The organism is Leptolyngbya sp. BL0902 (assembly GCF_016403105.1).
Classification (GTDB): Bacteria; Cyanobacteriota; Cyanobacteriia; order Phormidesmidales; family Phormidesmidaceae; genus Nodosilinea.
The window spans coordinates 4,208,124-4,228,521 of record NZ_CP046155.1 but is presented as its reverse complement, the minus strand read 5'-3'; the positions used below and the strand labels follow the sequence as shown (position 1 = coordinate 4,228,521).

Here is a 20,398-nt window from a genome sequence, read left to right as displayed (position 1 = left end):
CGGTGGCGAACTGCCCAGGGGAAACGCCCTCTAGCGGGGAGCGACACTCCCTGGGCTTTACCCCGGCAGTCGGGCCAAGAGCCGCTGCACCCGCACCTTAGTCAGCACGTAGTAGGGAAACTGGTAATGCTCAGCGATGATCCAGCCCACCATCGCCGTGTGGGCAAGGAGGGTAAGGCTGGCCCACACCAGCGACCAATGACCCTGATCCGCCTCATCCAGCGGCGGAAACATATAGCCGCCCAGCACCACCAAACCAGCGGGGAACAGAACTAGGGCAAGGCCCACAATCCACAGGGTGAGGGTGATGTCGGCGGCGGGGTGGTGGAGGGGTTGCCAGCGCCAGCCCTGCCAGCGCCAGCCCATGGGTTGTACACCATCCACCACATGCACCGTCTGCTGATCGAGATTAGCTTCTAGAATGTGGCGGCAGAAGTTGCAGGCGTAGGCATCCATCAGGGCCATGGCCTCAATGTGCCCGTGGCGGCAGACAGGGCAGTCGTAGACCGCACCGCTGTCTAGGGTGAGGATCCGGGACTGCCGAGGGGCCGATTGAAAAAACGGACGGAAAAACGGTCTGGAAAATTTAGCCATGTCCTGTGCCGCTGACTCATGACCACCGATATTCTACCAAGCCCTGCCTAGGGCGGCTGATGCGCCGATGACAGTCTTGGCTCCGGCATTTTTCGGTCAAATCGGTTCTAATAGGGCATAGTTCTGTTAAAACTGTGCCGTCTGTTGTTTCGAGCTTGCCCATGGTTGCCACTTCTCCCTCCGTTTCCGACGTTGCCGCTGAATCTGCTGTCCTCGGCATCACGCCCTTTGACCAGCGCCTTGGCCAACCCCTCACCAAGCACCCCATTACGGTGCTGCAAATCAACCTGGGGCGGCGCTGCAACCTAGCCTGCACCCACTGCCACGTAGAAGCGGGGCCAAAGCGCACCGAGGAACTCTCGGAAACCGTATGCAACCAGCTCATTGAGGTGATTCGCCGCTATCCCTCCATTGCTACGGTCGATTTAACCGGGGGTGCACCAGAAATGAACTACGGCTTTCGGCCCCTAGTAGAAGCCGCCAGGGCAGCGGGCAAAGCCGTGATGGTACGCACAAATTTGACGATTTTTTTTGAACCGGGCTACGGCGACCTGCCAGAATATTTCGCCCGCCATCAGCTTCAGGTGGTGGCATCCATGCCCTGCTATCTAGAGAAAAACGTCAACCAGCAGCGCGGGTCGGGGGTCTACGACGCCTCCATTCGCGCCTTGCAGTGGCTCAACCAACTGGGCTATGGCCAAGCCCCCAACCTAAAGTTAGATTTGGTCTACAATCCCCCCGTGCCCCGCACCGCCGAGTTCTCCCTCACCCCATCCCAGGCCAAGCTAGAGGCCGATTATCGCGCCTATCTGCACGCCCACTTTGGCATCGCCTTCAACCAGCTCTATACCCTCACCAACCTGCCCATTGGCCGCGTCAAGCAAGCCCTAATCGCCCAGGATCTCTACGAACCCTACCTTCAGTTCCTCTCGCAGCACCACAATGCCGCCACCGTGGCCAATGTCATGTGCCGCGACCAGCTTTCCGTCGATTACCTGGGCAACCTCTACGACTGCGACTTCAACCAAATGGAAGGGGTGCCCTGCCGCCTGCCCAACGGCCAGCCCTTCACCGTTGCAGACCTACTCACCGATGAGGGACTAAATCAACTGCAAACGGTGCAAACTCGGCCCTACTGCTATGGCTGCACCGCTGGCAGTGGTTCGAGTTGCGGTGGTGCGCTGGTAAACGACCCGGCTACGAACAGCGGCGCATCGATTTATCCCAGCAGGTCAGCAACCTCTCGGATGAACACCGCAAGATCATCCGCCTCATGGGATTTCCGGCCTGCCAGCACTACCTCCTAAATTAACTCCTGTCAACCTGCGGAATGTCGGTTTCATCGGTATGGGAAGAGGCCCCCATAGGGCTCCCGGCTTACCTGTAATTTCCTGACTGCTGTAGTTCTGAGGCGTAGCTTTGGTCATCGTAATTTCTCCTGGCAAATTGAAGGGCCACACCAAAAATGGTGCAGTTAAGAGCGTTATGGATTAGGCGACCAGGAAAACAGACCAAACGACTAGGCTCAGTAGGCGTTTAAGGCTCTGAGCAATAGCAGAGGCATCTTAATTACAATGCCTCTACTTGTTCAAGAGTACCCACTAGAACAGGCAACTCACACGTCACACAACTAAACTTACAAATCCCGATGGGTGAAGGGTTTGGCGTTGGGGCCGCTGTAGGTGGTGGAGACATGGCCATCGCCCACCACTTGGTATTTGTAGGTGACAAGGCCCTCTAGCCCCACTGGCCCACGGGGCGGCATTTTTTGGGTGCTAATGCCCACCTCGGCCCCAAAGCCATAGCGGAAGCCATCGGCAAAGCGGGTGGAGCAGTTGTGGTAGACCCCGGCGGCATCCACCTCGGCCATAAACTGGGCGGCGGTGGTGGCGTTTTCGGTGACGATGGCGTCGGTGTGGCGAGAGCCGTAGGTGTTGATGTGGGTGACGGCGGCTTCTAGATCATCCACCACTTTGATGGCGAGGATGAGGTCACTGTATTCCGTGGCCCAGTCTTCCTCGGTGGCGGGGATTAGGTCGGGCAGGATTTGGCGAGATCGGTCGTCTCCCCGCAGTTCTACCCCGGCTTCCCGTAGGGCAGTGGCGAGGGCAGGCAGGGCGGTGGCGGCAATGGCCTGGTGAATCAGCAGGGTTTCGATGGCGTTGCAGGCCGAGGGATAGGCGGCTTTGGCATCCACGGCAATGGGGGCGGCTTTGGCCAGGTCGGCTTCGGCATCAATATAGAGATGACAAATGCCGTCCGCGTGGCCCAGCACGGGGATGCGGGTGTTGTTTTGCACAAAGCGCACAAAGGCGTTGGAACCCCTGGGAATAATCAGGTCGATGTATTCGTCAAGGGCAAGCATAGCCTGGGTTTCTTCGCGGGTGGTGAGCAACTGCACCGCCGCCGGATCGAACCCCGCCGTTTCTAGCCCCTGCTTAATCGCCGCCACCAGGGCCGTACAGGACTGCACCGCCTCCTTGCCGCCCTTCAAAATCACCCCGTTGCCCGACTTCACCGCCAAGGCCGAAATCTGCATCACTGCATCGGGCCGCGATTCAAAAATCACCCCCAACACCCCCAGGGGACAGGTGATCCGCTTCAGCACCAGCCCCGCATCCAGTTCGCGATGGATTTGCACCGTCCCCACCGGATCGGGCAGCTTGGCCACATCGCGCAGGCCCGTAATGGCTCCCCGCAGCTTCACGGCGTCCAGCTTCAGGCGTTCGTAGAGGGGTTTGGCCAGGTGATCCTGTAAAGCCGCCTCACAATCCGCCTGGTTCGCCGCCACAATCGCCGCCTCGTGTTGCTCTAGGGCGGTGGCGATGGCCTCGATGGCGCGATTTTTGTCGGCAGTGGTGGCCGTAGCAAGGCGCTGGGCGGCGCGGCGGGTGGCCTGGGCCAGGGGCGCGAGGGAGTGGGCCGTGGGCAGTGGGGAGTGGGACGATTGAGCGGCAGGGGAGGCAGTCATGGGCGGCAGAGATTAGGGGCAGAGTATTGGGTACGAAATCTTGGATGCAGAAGACTATTTTACGCAGCCCGTTAGGCCACTAGGCGACCTTGTTGTAGTTCCTCAATGCGCTCTAGGCTACCAATGGGGATGGATTGAATCAGCTTTTGGGTGTAGGCGGTTTGGGGTTGGCGATAGACCGCTTCGGCGGGGCCGATTTCTTCGACCTGGCCTTGGTTCATCACCATGATGCGGTCGCTCATGAACTTCACAACTGCGAGGTCGTGGGAGATGAAAATATAGGTGAGATTGAATTCGGCCTGGAGTTCCTTCAGCAGGTTCAGCACTTGGGCCTGGACGGAGACATCCAGCGCAGAAACAGACTCGTCGCAGATGATGAATTTGGGGTTGAGGGCGAGGGCACGGGCAATGCAGATCCGCTGGCGTTGGCCCCCAGAAAACTCGTGGGGGAAGCGGTTCATGCAGTCGGCGGGCAGGCCCACCCGTTCGAGCAGGTAGGCAACTCGCTCCTTTTGGTTGCGCTGGCTTTTGACGACGCCATGGATTTTCAGGGGTTCGGCGATGGCGGCTCCCACACTCATACGCGGATCGAGGGAACTGTAGGGATCTTGGAACACAATTTGCATATCGCGGCGCAGGGTGCGCAGGGCCTGGGGCTTGAGGGCCAGAACATCGCGTCCCTCAAACCAGATATGGCCGCTGAGGGGGTTGACCAGGCGCAGCAGGGCGCGGCCTAGGGTGGTCTTGCCGCAGCCCGATTCGCCCACTAGGCCAAAGGTTTCTCCAGTTTGGATGTGGAAGGATACGTCGTTCACCGCTAGGGTATAGCGCTGGGTTTTGCCGAAGACGCCCCGGATAGGATAGCCCACCTTCAGGTGCTCCACCCTCAGCAGGGGAGGACTGGCCTCCAGGGTTTGCCGACGGACATCAAGTTCCGCCTCCGTCAGCGGTGAAAACTGAGCCCGCGCAGTCTCATCCAACACCTTCTCGCGGATGGTGAGATGCCCCTGCTCCACCTCGGTGCCCATGAAGTCGGCCACGGTGGGCAGGCGGCGCAACCGCTGTTCAGGCTGGGGGCGGCAGGCCAAGAGGCCTTTGGTGTAGGGATGTTTGGGGTTGGCAAAGATCTCCATCACCGATCCGGCTTCTACGATTTTACCCTGGTACATCACGGCGACCTGGTCGGCAATTTCGGCGATGATCCCCAGGTCGTGGGTGATAAACATCAGGGACATCCCCCGCCGATCCCGCAGTTCCCGCAGCAGATCCAAAATCGTGGCCTGAACGGTGACGTCTAGGGCGGTGGTGGGTTCGTCGGCAATCAGCAGGGCGGGGTTGCCGGAAATCGCCATGGCGATCATGACCCGCTGAATTTGGCCCCCGGAAAGTTCGTGGGGGTAGCGGTTGAGCATGGCCTGCTGCTGGGCTTCGATCTGGGCCGTGAGCGTCTGATCCGAGAGATGGGGCTGGGCTTGGCGCAGCTCGGCCCGGTGCTGGTCGGTCTGGGGCAGCAGCTTCACCTCCTGCAAGCGTTCAATGGCCTGACGCTGGGCAGCCTCTGGGCTGAGGTTTTGGTGCTGGCGGATGGCCTCCACCATTTGAAACCCAATGGTATACACCGGATTGAGGGAACTCATGGGCTCCTGGAAAATCATGGCGATTTGGCCACCCCGGTAGGCTTGGCGCTGATCGTCGCTGAGGGCCATGAGGTTGACGGCGGGGGTGTCGGGGGCCTGAAAGATCAGGTCGCCGCCCACCACCCGCCCCGGTGGCGAGGGCACTAGGCCCATTACCGCTAAGGACGTCACCGACTTGCCCGACCCCGACTCGCCCACAATGCCCAGGGTTTGGCCCCGTTTGACCTGGAAGGAAATATCGTTGACGGCAGGAATAACCCGGCCCTCCACCGCAAACTCCACCCGCAGGTGACGGACATCGAGAATAGAATCGCTCATTGGCTGTGGTGATGACATGGCCCTAGGCATGGAAATCGTGGCTTCTTTGTCTCGGAGGACTGGCCCCCAGGGGCCTTAGCCCTAGGGGAAGGATGGGAAGATGGGCTACCCTGGGGCCAACGGCCAACAGCGGTGCTGTTCTCCCCAGGGCGTAAGATTAGAAAAATCATAACAGTGTCTTCGTCCTCCATTGGTCTGCCCCGAACGAACCTATGCTGAGTCTGGTACTCGCTATTCTCGTGATGCTTGTCGGCTCGGCGCTATGTTCTAGCAGCGAGGTAGCCCTGTTGTCGATCCCTGTCCTCAAGGTGCAGCAACTGGCCGAGACTCAAAAGCCCGCTGCCCTCGCCCTGCTGGCCATCCGTCAGCGGGTGAATCGCCCCATCGCCACCATTGTGATTCTCAACAACCTGTTCAACATCGTGGGCAGCGTTTTCATTGGGGGCATGGCCGCGACGATTTTCCAAGATGCCCTGTTGGGAATGTTCACGGCGGCGCTCACCCTGTTGGTAATCCTGTTTGGCGAGATTTTCCCGAAGATCTTTGGCGAACGCTATGCTATTCCCCTAGCTCTGGCCATTGCGGTGCCCATTCGCGGAATGACCTGGCTCTTTACGCCGATTGTGATGGCCCTTGAGTGGGTAACAGCACCGTTTATCAACTCTGGCCAGCGCCCCAGCACCAACGAAGCCGAAATTAAGCTGATGGCCACCATCGGCCACCAAGAGGGCATCATCGAAGCCGACGAGGCAGAGATGATCCGGCGGGTGTTTCGCCTCAACGACACCAAATCCATCAACATCATGACCCCACGGGTGGCCCTTACCCACCTGCCGGGGGATCTCACCATTGCCGAAGCCCAGGACAAAATCTTCAACTCCCAGCACAGCCGCATCCTGGTCAGCGACACCGACATCGACCACATTTTGGGCCTGGTGATGAAAAACGATCTGCTGGCGGCTCTCATCCAGGGTCGAGGGCAGCAGTTGATTCGCGATGTGGTGCGCCCGGTGCGCTTTGTCTCCGAAACCGAGCGGGCCGATAAGCTGCTGCAAGAATTTCAAACCGCCCGCGAACATTTGGCCGTGGTGGTGGATGAGTATGGCGGCGTTTCCGGCGTCGTCACCCTGGAGGACGTGCTAGAGGTGTTGACCGGGGAAATTGTAGACGAAACCGACCGCAGCATCGACCTGCAAACCCTCGCCCGCCAGCGCCAGCGCCAGCTCTTGCAGTCCCGTGGTTTTAACTGGCCCGCCGAACCCTAGGCTGTTCTTGGCACGGTCTCAGGATCTACAGGCAGCGGTTTCTGTTCGTTGATGCCCCATGGGAGGGAGGAACTACCAGCGAGGATTAGTCTAAACACCCTTCGTCTAAATCCTGGGCGGTGGTGGGCGGGTAGGTGCTGCCGTAGGGATAGGTGTTGGGTTGGATAGGACGGCCCAGAATCGCCCGCCGCGTCATGGCCGGAGCCTCTGGAGGCGCGGCAAGGGCCACGGGTTCACAGTAGGCTTCGGACTCAATCTCGATCACCATATCCGGGTTGATCAACCCCGCTACCTTGACCAGGGTGCTGGTCGGGGGATGATCGCCAAAGCGCTCTTGGTGGGCCTTGGCAATGGCTTCCCACTGGTCGAGATCCGTGACGTAGAGGCGAGTTCGCACCACGTCCGCCAAGCTGGCCCCCAATTCCTCCAGGGCGGCCTCAATGATGGCCAAGCACCGATGGGTTTGGGCGTAGCCATCCCCAGGGGCATAGGTGCCGCCTTGGCCATCGCTGGGGGCTGTGCCGGAGACAAAAATCTGCGACCCCACCCGCAGGGCACGGCAATAGCCCACGGTGGCTTCCCATGGGGTACCGGAAAAAACGCGCTGGGGGGCCATCGGCTCACCTCGGAGAAATTGCTAGGGGTCTAGGGGATAGCATCTTACCCCAAAGAATTCCGCTGCCGCCACGGGTGAGGTACCCCGCCGGGGGAATTTGCCCTGGGGGATCGCTGTGGGGACGTGCTGTAGGGTCAGACCTGGGGTTGTCAGCCCCCGCTCACCGGAGGAATCAGCACCACTTCGTCCCCCTGGGTCAGGGGCGTATCGGCGCTGACGAACTGAAGGTTGAGGCCCAGGCGGGTTTTGTCGCGCCAGGGTTCTAGGCGGGGATGATCGGCCAAGGCTCGGTCTAGGACAGATGCTACGGTGCTTTGGGGTGGAAAGTCCCACACCACCTCCGGCACGCCGTAGGCTTCCTGGTAAATGGAAAAGAGCTTCACCGTCACAGTCATGGAATCCATCGCCAAGCCATTGAATGATCGTTACTCTGATCATGGCTGAACTGGGGCCTAAAATCAGAAGCCAGAAGCCAGAAGCCAGAAGCCAGAAACGTTCAGGAGTTGCAAGCATCCAACTGCCATGTCTAACCGCACCCTCGCCCTCACCGATAATCTCTACAACTACCTCCTCGCCCATTCGGTGCAGGAGACTGACCTTTTGAAGGAGTTGCGCCAGGAAACGGCCCAGCACCCCATGGCCCAAATGCAGATTGCGCCGGAGCAGGGGCAGTTTATGGCGCTGTTGATTCAGCTTATGGGGGCAACCAAAGCGCTGGAGGTAGGGGTGTTTACGGGCTATAGCGCCCTGCGGGTGGCCCTGGCCCTGCCGCCGGAGGGACGGTTAGTGGCCTGTGACGTCAACCCCGACTACACTGCCATCGCCCAGCGCTACTGGGAGCGGGCCGGAGTGGCCCACAAAATAGACCTGCGCCTTGGCCCCGCCACCGAAACCCTCGCCCAACTGATCGCCGAAGGACAGCAGGATAGCTTTGATTTTGCCTTTATTGACGCCGACAAGCGCCACTACCCCACCTACTACGAGCAGGTTTTACAACTGCTGCGCCCCGGCGGGCTGATGGCCATTGACAATGTGCTGTGGTCGGGGCGGGTGGCCGATCCCACCGTCACCGATAGCCGTACCCAAATCCTGCGGGATTTGAATGCCAACCTCGCCGCCGACCCGCGCATTGTCCTGAGCCTCCTGCCCCTAGCCGACGGCCTCACCCTGGCCCTCAAACGGCCCTAGACTCAGGGCATCCCCTAGCGCAGGAAGTTGGTGGGGCCAGTGTAGCCAGACAGTTCGGCCAAGCGGCTGAGGGGCTGGGCACCGGGGTAAAACTCGCCGTTAATCTCCCAGGTGGGAAAGCCCGTTACTCCAGATTTGGAGCGACACAGCGCGGGCTGGGGGTTGATGCCTTCGGGATCGCACTCCACGTTGGGCAAAATCGAAACCGCCTCAGCCCCAAAGGCTTGCTTTTGGCTGTGGCAGTGGGGGCACCACCAGGCTGAATACATGGCGGCTCCGCTGTCTTTCAGGTGTTGCGCTAGGGCGATTTCAGCGGGGCCAGAGGCCGTGGTGATCGGCGGGCCAGTCTGACCTTGGGCTGTAGCCGCACCGCCGCCCGCCCGGATGGGAGCGTAGACCGCCATCACCCCCGTCAGCGTCACCGTGGCCACAATGACGCCGATGAAGGCCAACTGCCCCAGGTCATCCCAGCGCCGCCCTAGTAGGGTGATCACAAACATCGCCAGGGCAAATAGGGCCGAGGCCACGCAGAAGGGGCAGAAGGCCCGAATTTCAAAGGCCATGATGACCATCAGGTAGCTGCTGAAGGCCAACATCGCCGTGGACAGGGCAAAGATCAGCGGCCAGGTCTTGGTCTCTAGGGTTTGGTGCAGACCTTTGTTGCGGTCAGGGGTGATCCAGAGGGGAGCGGTGGCCAGAGCGAACATGGCGGCATAGCCCAGGAAGCCAAACAGCGTCAGCGGGAGGCCAAAGACGGTGGCATAGGGGCTATTCAACACCCGATCACAGCCCTCCGTCGGACAGGCGTCGCTGCCCATGAATTTCATAACCGTGAGGTAGGCCGTTTCCACCGCCCCTAGGGCCGCAATGCCGCCCAATAACCAACGGGAGCGGCGATGGATCCAGCGACTTTCTTGACGACGTCGTCTCATCGGAGTTCTCTCAACCTGCAATATTCGGCTTGGTGATACGGTGTTTCGCGAACTGGGATGTCGCGAGACGAAGCTCACGGGACGGATCTAATCTAGGGCTAGGCCACATGATCTAGGCCACAACCGTGCCCCGGAACCTGTTGTCTATCTTAAAGGGTGAATCCCCGACTGGGCGATGCCCCCCGACTTAGGAGACCGCTAGGGTAGGAACGGTGGGGCTGAGGTCAGGGTTTTGTAACCCTTCAGCCATGGCATCGACAAATTGTCCTACCCGAATGGGGTCGATGGGCTGGTTGATGTCGCCGTGGCGCTTGAGGGAGCTGGCCACAATCACCCCGTCCGCCGCCTGCATCAGGGTACCGATGTTGTCCCAATCAGCCCCGCTGCCGATGAAGACCGGGCAGTTGCCCGCCGCTGCCTTGGCCAGTTCTAAGTCCTCTAGGCTGGGGGGGCTACCCGTGGCCCAACCCGATAGAATAATGCCGTCGGCCATGCCCCGGTGGATGGCTTCCTGCACCGCCGTCGTTAGGTTGGGGGAGCCTAGGGGGCGGGCGTGTTTCACCAGCACATCGGCGAGGATCTTGACCTCACTGCCCAACTCACGGCGATAGCGCAATAGGTCATGGGCACAGCCTTCGATCAAGCCCTGATCCGTCGCCATCACCCCCGTCAGCACGTTCACCCGAATGAACTTGGCCCCCACACAGGTGGCAATGGCCATGGCGCTACGGGCATCGTTGCGAAGCACATTGAGGCCAATGGGCACCGTCACCAGGGTTTGCAGGCGATGAACCACCAAGCTCATGGCGCTGACCACAGCGGGATCGACGGATCCTTTGGTGAAGGGCGCATCAAAAAAATTCTCGACAATCAGGCCGTGAACTCCCCCTGAGGCTAGGGCCGTGGCCTCCTGTTCGGCGCGGTCGATGACCTGCTGAAGGCTACCTTGCCAGCGGGGCGACTGGGGCAAGGGCAGCAGGTGGACAACGCCAATGACGGGGTGATCGGTTCCAAAGGTTTCAAATAAGTCCACGTTCGTCTTTGCCTGGACTCGCAAGAGTAACAACTACAGCGTAAACACGACCCGGAGACACCGCAGCATCCCGTTGGCCCGATTTACCTTACCAGCATACCAAGGATGCGGACGCCCAACCGGATTGTGCCCCTGGGACCATGGGGTGGCCAGAATCCGCATCCATCGGCGGCAAACCCTGCTACGCTGAAGGTCTAAAAAAGCCCCCTTTCCGGGCGCGATGGTCTTTCCAAGGCGGTGCCCCGTGCCGGGGTTCAGGCGGAGAGACAGGCTGGCATGCTGCGTCGGCACCACGGCTACCCATCCCACGGGTCAGCGCGCGGGCGATGGGCCAGGTGGTCTGCGAAGGGCAAGGGGTAAGCTACGATGCAGGGGTATTGGGCAGAGGTAGATTGGGGGTGAAGTCGTCTGCGGTGCTAGCGCCATTTGAACTACTCTGGGCACTAATTGGCCTGGTACTCACCATTGTGGCTACCTGGATGGAGGCGTTTACCGTTAACCCGCCCTGGGTGTGGGGCCAAGCGGGGCTAGCCGTCATGTCCTTGGGCGTGAGTTTCCAGGTGGGGGCGGTGCTGCTAACGGGCTGCGTGGGCGGCAAAAATGCGGCGGCGCTTTCACAGATCGCCTATCTGGTGCTGGGGTTGGCCCTATTTCGGGTCTTCGAGTTTCCGGTGTTTACCCAGGGCGGCGGCCTCAGCTATGTGCGTGAGCCCAGCTTTGGCTATTTGCTCGGCTTTCTGCCAGCGGGCTGGCTGTGCGGCTATCTAGCCTTTCAAGATCCCCCCAAACTTGAGAACCTCGCGGTTAGTAGTCTCTGCGGCCTGGGGATGATCCACGCCTGTGGGCTGGTTTACCTCACGTTCGCTTCCCTGCTAGGCTGGCTGAATGCGGTATCCGCCTCCTACTGGGATTTAGTCATGACCTATTCCGTCCTGCCCTTTCCAGGTCATCTGGTGGTGGTTTGTGCGGTGTCTGTGTTGTCCTTAGCCCTCCGGCAATTGCTCTTTTATTAAGCCCATGCAACTTCGCAATCATTGGTTTTGGGTCGCGGCGGTGCTGGGCTTGGTGATCGATCAACTCACCAAGTACTGGGTGACGCAAACCTTTGAACTGACCAACCCGCCAGACTCCATGCCGCTTTGGCCGGGGGTGTTTTACTTTACCTACGTCACCAACACCGGAGCCGCCTTCAGCCTGTTTAGCAACAATGGCGAATGGCTTCGGTGGCTCTCCATGGCGGTCAGCGCTGGGTTGATAGCCCTGGGCTGGGGTGTGGCCCTTCCCAACCGCTGGGAACAGGTAGGCTATGGCTTCATCCTGGCCGGAGCCCTGGGCAACGGTATTGACCGGGTGCTGGCGGGCGAGGTGGTAGATTTTTTAGACTTTCGCCTGATCCGTTTCCCGATTTTTAACATGGCCGATGTCTGGATCAATATCGGCATCATCTGCCTGTTGATTGCCGCCCTACGCCACCCGACCAAGCATCCCGAAAATAGTTAGTTCCAGATCATCGTGCATTCCAGCAGCCAATTCCAGATCAGATCCCTATGACCACTCTGGTTTCTGGGCCACCCGTCTGCCCGCAACTGCCTAAATCTTGCTAGCCTAGCCATCACCCCCAGAACACCCACCCGGAGATAACCCATGACGCCTCGCCGTCGCTACCCCCTCCAACCCTTCACCAAAGCCTTTCTAGTGGCCCTCGGTGCGACCCTGCTGGTGTGGCTGCTGCGGGGGCTTTCTGTGCTGGCGTTTATGCCGGGGGCGGTGCTGTGGGTATTCATTATGCTTTGCTTTAGCCTAGGCATTATCAGCACTCTCCAGCGCATTCGCTAGGGGTGGAGAGTGTTGGCCCTGGGTTTTCTGGCCCTGGGGCTGGGCGGATCTGGCGGTTTGGCAAAGCCCAATGAGTTGCCGTGCGAGATCGGTAATCGTCGCCCAGTCTTCCTGGGCTAGGGCTTGGGCAGGAAACAGCCCCGTGGACAACCCCACTGCCGTCGCCCCAGCGTGTAGCAAAGACTCTACTTGGTCAAGGGTAAGGCCACCCGTGGGCACGAGGGGAATGTGGCCCAGGGGCGCTTGCAAACTGCGGAGATAGCTTGGCCCACCCATAGCCCACACCGGAAACACCTTCACCGCCGGGGCTCCGGCCCGCCATGCCGCACCAATTTCGCTGGGGGTGAGGGCTCCGGAGACTAGGGGCCACTGCCGATCCACCGCCCATTGCAAGAGGTCGGGATCCGTGTAGGGCGAAAACCCAAACTCGGCCCCTGCGGCCATCGCCGCCTGCAAATCTGCCATGGACAGCACCGTGCCCACCCCAATCCAACAGTGGGGCAGGGCTTGGCGCAGATGCGTAACCAACTTGTCTGGCTGGTCGCTGTTCCAGGTAATTTCAATCAGTCGCACCCCGCCCGCCGCCGCCGCTTCAGCCATCCGCAGGCCCAGATCAAAACGGGGCGCACGCAGCACGGCAATGGCCCGCTGTTGTCGCAAAGTCTCTAAAAATGTAGCTGTATCCATCCCCTGATCCTAGCCTTGAATCTCATCCCCAAAGCTGGTAACGGGCAGAGATCGCGGACTGGCCTTCCAAGGGCCTATCAGAATTTGGTTCCCGCCGCCCAGGGATTCTCATTTAACAGCGGAGGAATGGGCGCAAGGCAGGGGCCGAAACGTTCGGGCGGATAGATCGCGTCTAAGCCGTCGGTACTGATTCAGCGTTCCGGGCGGCAATGGGCCGAAAGCCGGGTTCTTTAACAGCTTTCCCCAGCAGCAGCGGGGGATGACCTCCTCACAAAGCTCTCTGGTAGTAGCAAAAATCATGGTGAGGGGCCAGCGCTTGATGCTGACTGTTAATTATGAGAATTTAGCTAAGAAAAAATACAGTTTACGGATTTCACTCAGGATGATGGCCAAGGACTGATCCCGGTGCTAAGGTCGGTATTCATTGGTTCGGATAGTCCTTCGCAAGGAGAAAGCCCACCATGATTGAGTTACGAAACGTTATGCTTTCGGTGAACTAATCTTTCCTTTCTGAAAAATGGGTAGGCCACCGCTGTCTTGCTGTACCTGAGGACTCGGTTCTACGGCCTTCTGCCATCGCTCCTATACGCGAGTCTGTTGAGCGATGGCCCCCCAACAACATCACGCGGTCTGAACCCTTCAACCCTTCAGCCGGAGGTAACTCCATGCAAGTTTTGACTGATCTGATGTCCCATCTATGGATGATGGGACGCCAAAACCGCCGTGCCCCATCGGCTGTCATCCCTGCGTTGTTCCCGACGCAGACGCCTTTCTTAACCCAACTGGGAGCGGCCCGCCCAGATTATTCCATCCATGGAAAAACCGCCCTGATCACCGGAGCCTCGCGGGGCATTGGCCGCGCCATTGCCTTGGCCTTGGCGGATCACGGTGCCCGGTGCCTGGTGCTGGTGGCCCGCGATGGCCAACGGTTGGCCCAGGTGGCCACCGAGGTCGAACAACGGGGGGCGAAGGTGGTGCTTTTGCCGCTCGATCTGACCCAGCCCGTGGCGGTGAATGTAGCCATTGCCCAGGCTTGGCAACAGCACGGCCCCATCCATCTGCTGGTGAACTGTGCCGGAGTGGCTCACCAAGCGCCTTTTTTACAGACATCTCTGCATCAGGTGCAGGCGGAGCTGGACACCAACCTGCTGGGGCTGTACACCATCACCCGCCTGGTGGCCCGCCGCATGGTGGTTCGGCGTGAGGGCTGCATTATCAATGTTTCTAGCCTCATGGGCAAGGTGGCCGCGCCGACCATGGCTACCTATTCCGCCACCAAGTTTGCCATTCTAGGCTTTACCCAGGCCCTGCGCGGTGAATTGGCCCCCCATCGGGTGCGGGTGGTGGCGCTGTTGCCCTCCCTCACCGAGACCGATATGGTGCGAGGATTATCGAGGTTTCGCGGCGTGCAATCCACCCCACCCGACCGAGTAGCGGCGGCCCTGTTGCGCGGGCTAGGCCAGGGGCAGACGGAAATTCTGGTGGGGTGGCAAAGCCAATGGGCCGTCTTAGCGCAGCGGTGGATGCCCAATCTGGTGGAACGCTTGGTGCGATGGGCCAGTCCAAAACTGTCCGCCCCTCGACCACCTAGGCCCGCCGCCATCCATCCCCAGGAAGGATAGGTAGCGTGACCCCAGCGCCCAGGCGATCATCCCCATGGGCCAAACCTGGGCGCTAAGGTTGGGGATCCTCAATAGCTGGGGGCGATCCTAGGTATTGATGCCCTAGCCGAAGGTGAGGACAAGGTATTGATCTTGGAACTTGGCCCCCGCCACGGATTTACCTGCCAAGGCTGGGGGCAGCATTAGGTTACGCCGTTGGTCGCCTGCTTCTACAGTCACCTCTGGGCCGTACTGGGTGAGCTTCACCTGGGTTTTGTCGAAGCTGGGCAGGAACAGTTTGACAGTTTTGCTGGGCAGATCGATCACCGTGGCGGGGTTAGCCTGGGCGGCGATTTGGTCAACATCGGGAAGCGCTTGGATCACCGCCTCCCAGCCGTGGTTGTGCTGGCTGGGGATGGCAAAGTGGGGCAGCGGGGCAAAGGCTCCCTCGTGCTCGGAACCCAGATCGCCGTGGTTGACCAGCACTCCGCCCACCGTGAGGCCAATCTGCTGGGCACTGCCCCACAGGTAGCGGGCCGTAGCCACGGCATCGGCGGCGGGGGTTGTCACCAAAAAGGCGAGGGTACGGTTGGGATTGCTGACGGCATCGCGGCCCTGCTCTAGCATGGATCGCATTTCTCCGGTGGGTCGATCCAAAATATCCCCCGACCAGTCGGTGGACAGCACCGCCGCCGACACGGGCTGAATGAAGGGCGACAGCGACCGCCACAGGTCAGACTGTTGCAGCACATTCCGAAAACGGCGCACGTACCAATCCAAGATTTCCGGCAGGCCAAACATCCGCAGGGTGCCCATGCCCCCGGTGCCATCGTAGATAATCACGTCGTACTGGCCGCTGGCGTCGTACTCGCGCAGGGCGTTCAGCGACAACGCCTGATCCATCCCCGGCAGCACCCCCAATTCCTGACCGTAGACATCCTTCAAGAAGGGCGTCCGCAGATATTGGCGTTCCAGGTCTTTCAGGGTTTGCCAACTGGCCTCTAGCTGGGTGGCGCTGTGCATCTGCACCGCCGTGAGGTTGGAGCTGATCACAGTCGGCTCGGCGCTGAGCGTCTGCCCCAGCAAAATGGCTGGCCCCGGCGTCACATCCTGGATCATCAGCAACACCCGTTGGCCCGATCCTGCCAGTTGCTTTGCGGTGGCAATGGCCATGGTGGTGCTGCCGCAGCCGCCTTTGCCGAGGAAGGTCAGAATTTTTGCCATAACTGCTCAAAGACGCTAAAGGACGTAGATGCGGATGTGACCAACCGTGGGGTGGGCAATGCCCACTGAAACCAGCCGTAGTAAAACGCCTTTCAACTTCGCTCAAGGCCCCCACGCCAAGCAGCAAAAGGGTTGAGCGCAGTCGAAACCCAGAGCCAAAATTAATTTTAATTTAGCCATCCTACTTAGCAAGGTAGCGCGGATGGTGGGCGGTGCCCACCCTGCAAGGCTAGGGGATTTGGGCGACGTCCATCTTAGGGGACGATACAAAACAAGGGGCTTAAGCCCCTTGCTCTAGAGATTTGGCCTGATTGTGGACGTTATCTAGGCGAAATCCAGTCAAATGCTCTCAAAATGGGTGAAAACCTAGCCTAGGCGGGAGATAGCTCGTCTTCAAAGAACCAGGTGGCGTACTTGTCGTCAAATTCCACTACCACGCCGATCCCACGGCCATCCACCACTTTGAAGTTGCTGATGGTACCGCTTTTACCGAGGCGGCCCGCAACATCGGAGGAAACACGATCTCTCAGGCGGACAATTTTCACTTTCTGGCCGATCTCTAAAGCCATGGCAATCAACGGCTCCAACTGCTTACGTCACGATAAAACCAAGACACAGTTTATCAGCGCTTGCCCCCTAATGATCTATCGTGAATGGGTAATGCGTCGGTGGCGGAAAGGGCAATGCTGGCAAAACGAATTCTTCCTTGCCTGGATGTGAAGGCGGGACGGGTGGTGAAGGGAGTTAATTTTGTCGATCTACGCGATGCGGGCGATCCCGTTGAGCTAGCCCAGGCATACAACGAAGCCGGAGCCGATGAGCTGGTGTTTCTAGATATCACCGCCACCCACGAAGACCGAGACATCATCATTGATGTGGTCTACCAAACGGCGGAGCAGGTGTTCATTCCGCTGACGGTGGGCGGCGGCATCAGCAACCTCGATACCATCAAAAAGCTGCTGCGGGCCGGGGCCGATAAGGTCAGCATTAACTCGGCGGCGGTGAAGCGGCCAGAATTTGTCCAAGAAGCCAGCGACCGCTTTGGTTCCCAGTGCATCGTCGTCGCCATTGATGCCCGTCGTCGGCCCGATCCCGCCAATCCGGGCTGGGATGTCTACGTGCGCGGCGGAAGAGAAAACACGGGCCTCGACGCCATCGCCTGGGCCGAGGAAATGGTGAACCGGGGGGCTGGGGAACTGCTCGTCACCAGCATGGACGCCGACGGCACCCAAGCGGGCTACGACCTAGAACTCACCCGCACCATTGCCGACCGGGTGCCCGTGCCCGTAATTGCCTCCGGTGGGGCGGGCAACTGCCAGCATATCTACGAAGCCCTCACCGAGGGTAAAGCCGAAGCCGCCCTGTTGGCCTCCCTGCTGCACTATGGCCAGTTAACCGTTGCCGAGGTGAAGCACTACCTCCAAGATCACCAGGTGCCCGTGCGGATGACGGACAGCCAGTGAGGCTTCTGGGCCACCCCGCCCACTCCAAGACCACGGTAGCCCTCAGAATGAGTCTGATGGCTGCTGTGTCCTACCCCTGACCGCTATGCTGTACTGCGTCTGGTTGAGTCCCGAACAAACCCCGCCGCCCAACTCCCTTCCTCCCCTGGGCGGCAAGGCCGCGACCTTAGCGCACCTAGCCCAGGCCCATTTCCCAGTGCTACCGGGGGTTGTTCTCTTGCCCCAGGCCTTTTGGGCTTCGTTGCCGCTGGATCACCGGGATGCCCTCACCCTGACCAACGACCACATCCCAACCCACATCGCTCCAGCGGTGATAGCCGAGGTACGGCGGTGTCTAAAAGCCATAGAAGCGCCAGAACAACGGTGGGCCGTGCGCTCATCGGCCTTGGCGGAGGATGGCACCCAGCAAAGCTACGCCGGACAGTTAGAGACTGTCCTCGGTGTCGCGTTGGCGGACTTGGAAAGCGCCATTCTCAAGGTTTGGCAATCTGCCTTTTCCGAATCGCTGCAAGCCTATCGTCAGGCTCAGGATTCCCCGAACTCAGAAACCTCAGATACCGAGGTGTCGAGTCTTCAAACATCAGCGACTAGCACCCACTTACAACCGCCCGCCGTGTTGATTCAGCTCATGCTCAACCCCGTCGCGGCAGGGGTGGCCTTCAGTGCCGATCCGATCAGCGGCAGGCGAGGGGTAACGGTTATCCAAGCAGTCTACGGTCTCTCTGCGGCCTTGGTGAATGGGGATGTGGTGGGAGATACGTACCTCGTCAGCCGAGAGGGGCAAATTCTCGAACGTCGTCTAGCTCTGCAAACTCAGCAGCAGCGAATCGACACATCGGGGAATCTCACTTGGGAACCCGTCCCCGCCGAGGCCCAGCAGCGGGCGGTGCTGACCGATAGCCAAATCCTCGACATCGCCCAACTGGCCCAAAAAATCAGCCACCACCAATCCCGCCCCCAGGATATTGAGTGGGCTTGGGTGGAAGAACCCCCTCATCCCCCAACCCCTTCTCCCACTAGGGGAGAAGGGGAGCCGGAAACTTTTCAAAGTCCCTCTCCCAACTTGGGAGAGGGATTTAGGGTGAGGGCCGCCAACCTCTACCTCCTGCAAGCCCGTCCCATCACTACCCTGGCCACTCAACCCGACCCCGACGGCACCTATGGCCTGTGGGACAACAGCAACATTGTGGAAAGCTACAGCGGCGTCACCACGCCCCTGACCTTTTCCTTTGCCCGCAAGGCCTATACCGAGGTATATCAGCAGTTTTGCCGCTTTATGGGGGTGCCCGATGGGGTGATTGCCCAGCATCGCCAGGTGTTTCAGACCATGATTGGCTTCTTGCAGGGGCGAATTTACTACAATCTGCTGAGCTGGTATCGGGTACTGACGTTTTTGCCGGGATATCGGCTAAATGCGCGGTTTTTAGAGCAAATGCTGGGGGTGCAGCAGGGTTTGCCCGATGCCGTGATGGCCGATATTCGCCGCCAAAATCAGACCCATCCCGCCGCCGATGCCCTGCGGCTGGCCTGGTCTACCGGGCGCATTTTGACCAACTATGCCACCCTCAATCGCCGCATCCAGCGCTACCACCAGCGGCTCGGTCGAGTGCTGATGACTGCCGACCAACTGGCCACCCTGCCCGACCAACGGCCCGACGAACTGGTAAAAATCTATCGCCGCATCGAAGGCGAACTCCTCACCCACTGGGACGCACCGCTGATTAACGATTTCTTCGCCATGATTTTCTATGGTGTTCTCAAAAAACTGGTGACTCGTTGGTACGACGACACCACCGGAGCATTGCAGAATACCCTAATCAGCCTAACGGGCGACATCATCAGCACCGAACCCGCCCAGCGCATAACGGAAATGGCGGCAATGTTGGCCGATTATCCCGAATCCATCAACGTATTCTGCAACGGCTCTCTGGCCGAGATTCAGCGCACTTTGAAGACCATTCCACCCCTAGCCGCCGCCTATCAGCAGTATTTGGCCAAATTTGGCGACCGCTGCCTAGAAGAACTCAAACTCGAAAGCCCTACCCTCTCCGACGACCCGCTGCCCCTGCTGCGAACCGTGGGCTACATGGCGCAGAAGAAGCCCTCACCCCCTCAGTCCCCCTCTCCCCAAGGGCGAGGGGGAGGCCGGACAGAAAATACTCACTGTTCTAACGATCTTCTCCCATCTAACTCCCCTCTCCCCGTGGGAGAGGGGCCGGGGGTGAGGGCCAAAGACCTGGAGGTGAGGGCCAAGGTTCTGGGCGTTAGGGCCATCCTCTTCCGCTGGGTGCTACACAACACTCGCCGCCTCGTCCGCAATCGGGAAAATCTACGCTTCGAGCGAACCCGTGTCTTCGGCCAAGCTCGGCGCGTGTTTGTGGAACTGGGTAAACGGTTTTATGCGCTGGACTGGCTGGATGATCCCGCCGACATCTTTTTCCTAGAAGTCGAGGAAATCATGGGATTAGTGGAAGGCACCGCCACCACGCTGGATTTGCGCGGCTTAGTCAGCGTTCGCCAAGCCCAGTATCAGCAGCACCTCGCAGCTCCGGCCTTGCCCCGACGGCTCGAAACCTTCGGCCTGCCGAGTTTGGGACTGTCGTCCCCATCGGTACCCAGCTTCGAGGCAGAACTCTCCACGGATTTAGGGATCTCACAAGTTACCGATAGCAACGACACCTGGCAGGGCACGGGCTGTGCGCCGGGGATGGTGCAGGGGCGGGTGTGTTTGGTGAGCCATCCGCGCCAATGGCTTCAGCGGCAGGGGGCACCCAAGGAAAATCAGGAACCCCAAATCTTGGTGGCCACCTCCACCGATCCGGGTTGGGTGCTGCTATTCCCCCATGCCCAGGGGCTTCTGGTGGAGCGGGGCAGTGTGCTCTCCCATGTGGCGATTGTGGCGCGAGAATTGGGCCTGCCGATGGTGAGCGACCTCCCCAACGTGACGACCCTGCTGAAAGAGGGTGACTGGGTGGCGGTGGATGGCCGCACGGGACGGGTGCAGCGCATTTCGCCTGAGTCTTAGGCCCAATC

General features: G+C 59.9%; 19 protein-coding genes. 9 read left to right on the top strand and 10 right to left on the bottom strand.

The features are described from left to right. Positions 1 to 57 precede the first annotated feature (57 nt). Positions 58 to 594: a hypothetical protein gene (locus GFS31_RS18740; protein WP_225907502.1), complete on the bottom strand. Its 537-nt coding sequence runs from the start codon at positions 592 to 594 to the stop codon at positions 58 to 60. Between the two features lie 161 nt (positions 595 to 755). On the opposite strand from GFS31_RS18740, the gene arsS reads away from it, so the two are divergent. Further along, a complete protein-coding gene (gene arsS / locus GFS31_RS18735) occupies positions 756 to 1,901 on the top strand; it encodes an arsenosugar biosynthesis radical SAM (seleno)protein ArsS (RefSeq protein ID WP_198806239.1) in 1,146 nt (381 codons plus the stop codon). Positions 1,902 to 2,230: 329 nt separating this feature from the next. On the opposite strand, the gene GFS31_RS18730 is transcribed toward arsS, so the two are convergent. Next, the gene (locus GFS31_RS18730) at positions 2,231 to 3,565 is read right to left on the bottom strand and encodes a glutamate-5-semialdehyde dehydrogenase (RefSeq protein ID WP_198806238.1); all 1,335 of its coding nucleotides are present in this window, start codon (positions 3,563 to 3,565) and stop codon (positions 2,231 to 2,233) included. A 71-nt stretch (positions 3,566 to 3,636) separates the two neighbouring features. Further along, the gene (locus tag GFS31_RS18725; RefSeq protein WP_198806237.1) at positions 3,637 to 5,520 is read right to left on the bottom strand and encodes an ABC transporter ATP-binding protein; all 1,884 of its coding nucleotides are present in this window, start codon (positions 5,518 to 5,520) and stop codon (positions 3,637 to 3,639) included. A gap of 212 nt (positions 5,521 to 5,732) precedes the next feature. Between GFS31_RS18725 and GFS31_RS18720 the strand changes: the two genes are divergently transcribed. Next, complete coding sequence (locus tag GFS31_RS18720; protein ID WP_198806236.1) at positions 5,733 to 6,785, top strand: hemolysin family protein; 1,053 nt, start codon at positions 5,733 to 5,735, stop codon at positions 6,783 to 6,785. A gap of 85 nt (positions 6,786 to 6,870) precedes the next feature. Here GFS31_RS18720 and GFS31_RS18715 read toward each other — a convergent pair whose 3' ends face one another. Then, complete coding sequence (locus GFS31_RS18715) at positions 6,871 to 7,401, bottom strand: RidA family protein (protein WP_198806235.1); 531 nt, start codon at positions 7,399 to 7,401, stop codon at positions 6,871 to 6,873. A 149-nt stretch (positions 7,402 to 7,550) separates the two neighbouring features. Continuing rightward, positions 7,551 to 7,805: a MoaD/ThiS family protein gene (locus GFS31_RS18710; protein ID WP_198806234.1), complete on the bottom strand. Its 255-nt coding sequence runs from the start codon at positions 7,803 to 7,805 to the stop codon at positions 7,551 to 7,553. A 118-nt stretch (positions 7,806 to 7,923) separates the two neighbouring features. On the opposite strand from GFS31_RS18710, the gene GFS31_RS18705 reads away from it, so the two are divergent. Continuing rightward, positions 7,924 to 8,589: a class I SAM-dependent methyltransferase gene (locus tag GFS31_RS18705; protein WP_198806233.1), complete on the top strand. Its 666-nt coding sequence runs from the start codon at positions 7,924 to 7,926 to the stop codon at positions 8,587 to 8,589. Positions 8,590 to 8,603: 14 nt separating this feature from the next. On the opposite strand, the gene GFS31_RS18700 is transcribed toward GFS31_RS18705, so the two are convergent. Then, positions 8,604 to 9,521: a vitamin K epoxide reductase family protein gene (locus tag GFS31_RS18700; RefSeq protein WP_198806232.1), complete on the bottom strand. Its 918-nt coding sequence runs from the start codon at positions 9,519 to 9,521 to the stop codon at positions 8,604 to 8,606. 187 nt (positions 9,522 to 9,708) lie between these two features. Next, positions 9,709 to 10,554, bottom strand: coding sequence for a photosystem I biogenesis protein BtpA (gene btpA, locus GFS31_RS18695; protein ID WP_198806231.1), 846 nt, complete (start codon positions 10,552 to 10,554; stop codon positions 9,709 to 9,711). A gap of 398 nt (positions 10,555 to 10,952) precedes the next feature. Between btpA and GFS31_RS18690 the strand changes: the two genes are divergently transcribed. From GFS31_RS18690 to GFS31_RS18680, 3 genes are all read left to right on the top strand, one after another. Then, a complete protein-coding gene (locus GFS31_RS18690) occupies positions 10,953 to 11,567 on the top strand; it encodes a biotin transporter BioY (RefSeq protein WP_315865625.1) in 615 nt (204 codons plus the stop codon). Positions 11,568 to 11,571: 4 nt separating this feature from the next. After that, positions 11,572 to 12,054: a signal peptidase II gene (gene lspA, locus GFS31_RS18685; RefSeq protein ID WP_198806230.1), complete on the top strand. Its 483-nt coding sequence runs from the start codon at positions 11,572 to 11,574 to the stop codon at positions 12,052 to 12,054. A 144-nt stretch (positions 12,055 to 12,198) separates the two neighbouring features. Further along, on the top strand, positions 12,199 to 12,390 hold the full coding sequence (locus GFS31_RS18680; protein WP_198806229.1) for a hypothetical protein: 192 nt from the start codon (positions 12,199 to 12,201) through the stop codon (positions 12,388 to 12,390). On the opposite strand, the gene GFS31_RS18675 is transcribed toward GFS31_RS18680, so the two are convergent. Then, positions 12,355 to 13,077: a bifunctional 4-hydroxy-2-oxoglutarate aldolase/2-dehydro-3-deoxy-phosphogluconate aldolase gene (locus GFS31_RS18675; protein ID WP_198806228.1), complete on the bottom strand. Its 723-nt coding sequence runs from the start codon at positions 13,075 to 13,077 to the stop codon at positions 12,355 to 12,357. The genes GFS31_RS18680 and GFS31_RS18675 overlap by 36 nt on opposite strands. A gap of 665 nt (positions 13,078 to 13,742) precedes the next feature. Here GFS31_RS18675 and GFS31_RS18670 point away from each other — a divergent pair. Continuing rightward, on the top strand, positions 13,743 to 14,699 hold the full coding sequence (locus GFS31_RS18670; protein ID WP_225907501.1) for an SDR family NAD(P)-dependent oxidoreductase: 957 nt from the start codon (positions 13,743 to 13,745) through the stop codon (positions 14,697 to 14,699). Positions 14,700 to 14,801: 102 nt separating this feature from the next. Here GFS31_RS18670 and GFS31_RS18665 read toward each other — a convergent pair whose 3' ends face one another. Together GFS31_RS18665 and GFS31_RS18660 are read right to left on the bottom strand one after the other, a co-directional pair. Next, complete coding sequence (locus tag GFS31_RS18665) at positions 14,802 to 15,902, bottom strand: ArsA family ATPase (protein ID WP_198806227.1); 1,101 nt, start codon at positions 15,900 to 15,902, stop codon at positions 14,802 to 14,804. A 371-nt stretch (positions 15,903 to 16,273) separates the two neighbouring features. After that, positions 16,274 to 16,471: a DUF2862 domain-containing protein gene (locus GFS31_RS18660; protein WP_198806226.1), complete on the bottom strand. Its 198-nt coding sequence runs from the start codon at positions 16,469 to 16,471 to the stop codon at positions 16,274 to 16,276. A 114-nt stretch (positions 16,472 to 16,585) separates the two neighbouring features. Here GFS31_RS18660 and hisF point away from each other — a divergent pair, with 114 nt between their 5' ends. Beyond that, entirely contained in the window at positions 16,586 to 17,365 is a 780-nt protein-coding gene (gene hisF, locus GFS31_RS18655; RefSeq protein WP_198806225.1) for an imidazole glycerol phosphate synthase subunit HisF, read from the top strand. A gap of 85 nt (positions 17,366 to 17,450) precedes the next feature. Continuing rightward, positions 17,451 to 20,390, top strand: a complete 2,940-nt coding sequence (locus GFS31_RS18650; protein WP_198806224.1) for a PEP/pyruvate-binding domain-containing protein — start codon at positions 17,451 to 17,453, stop codon at positions 20,388 to 20,390. Positions 20,391 to 20,398: the final 8 nt, after the last annotated feature.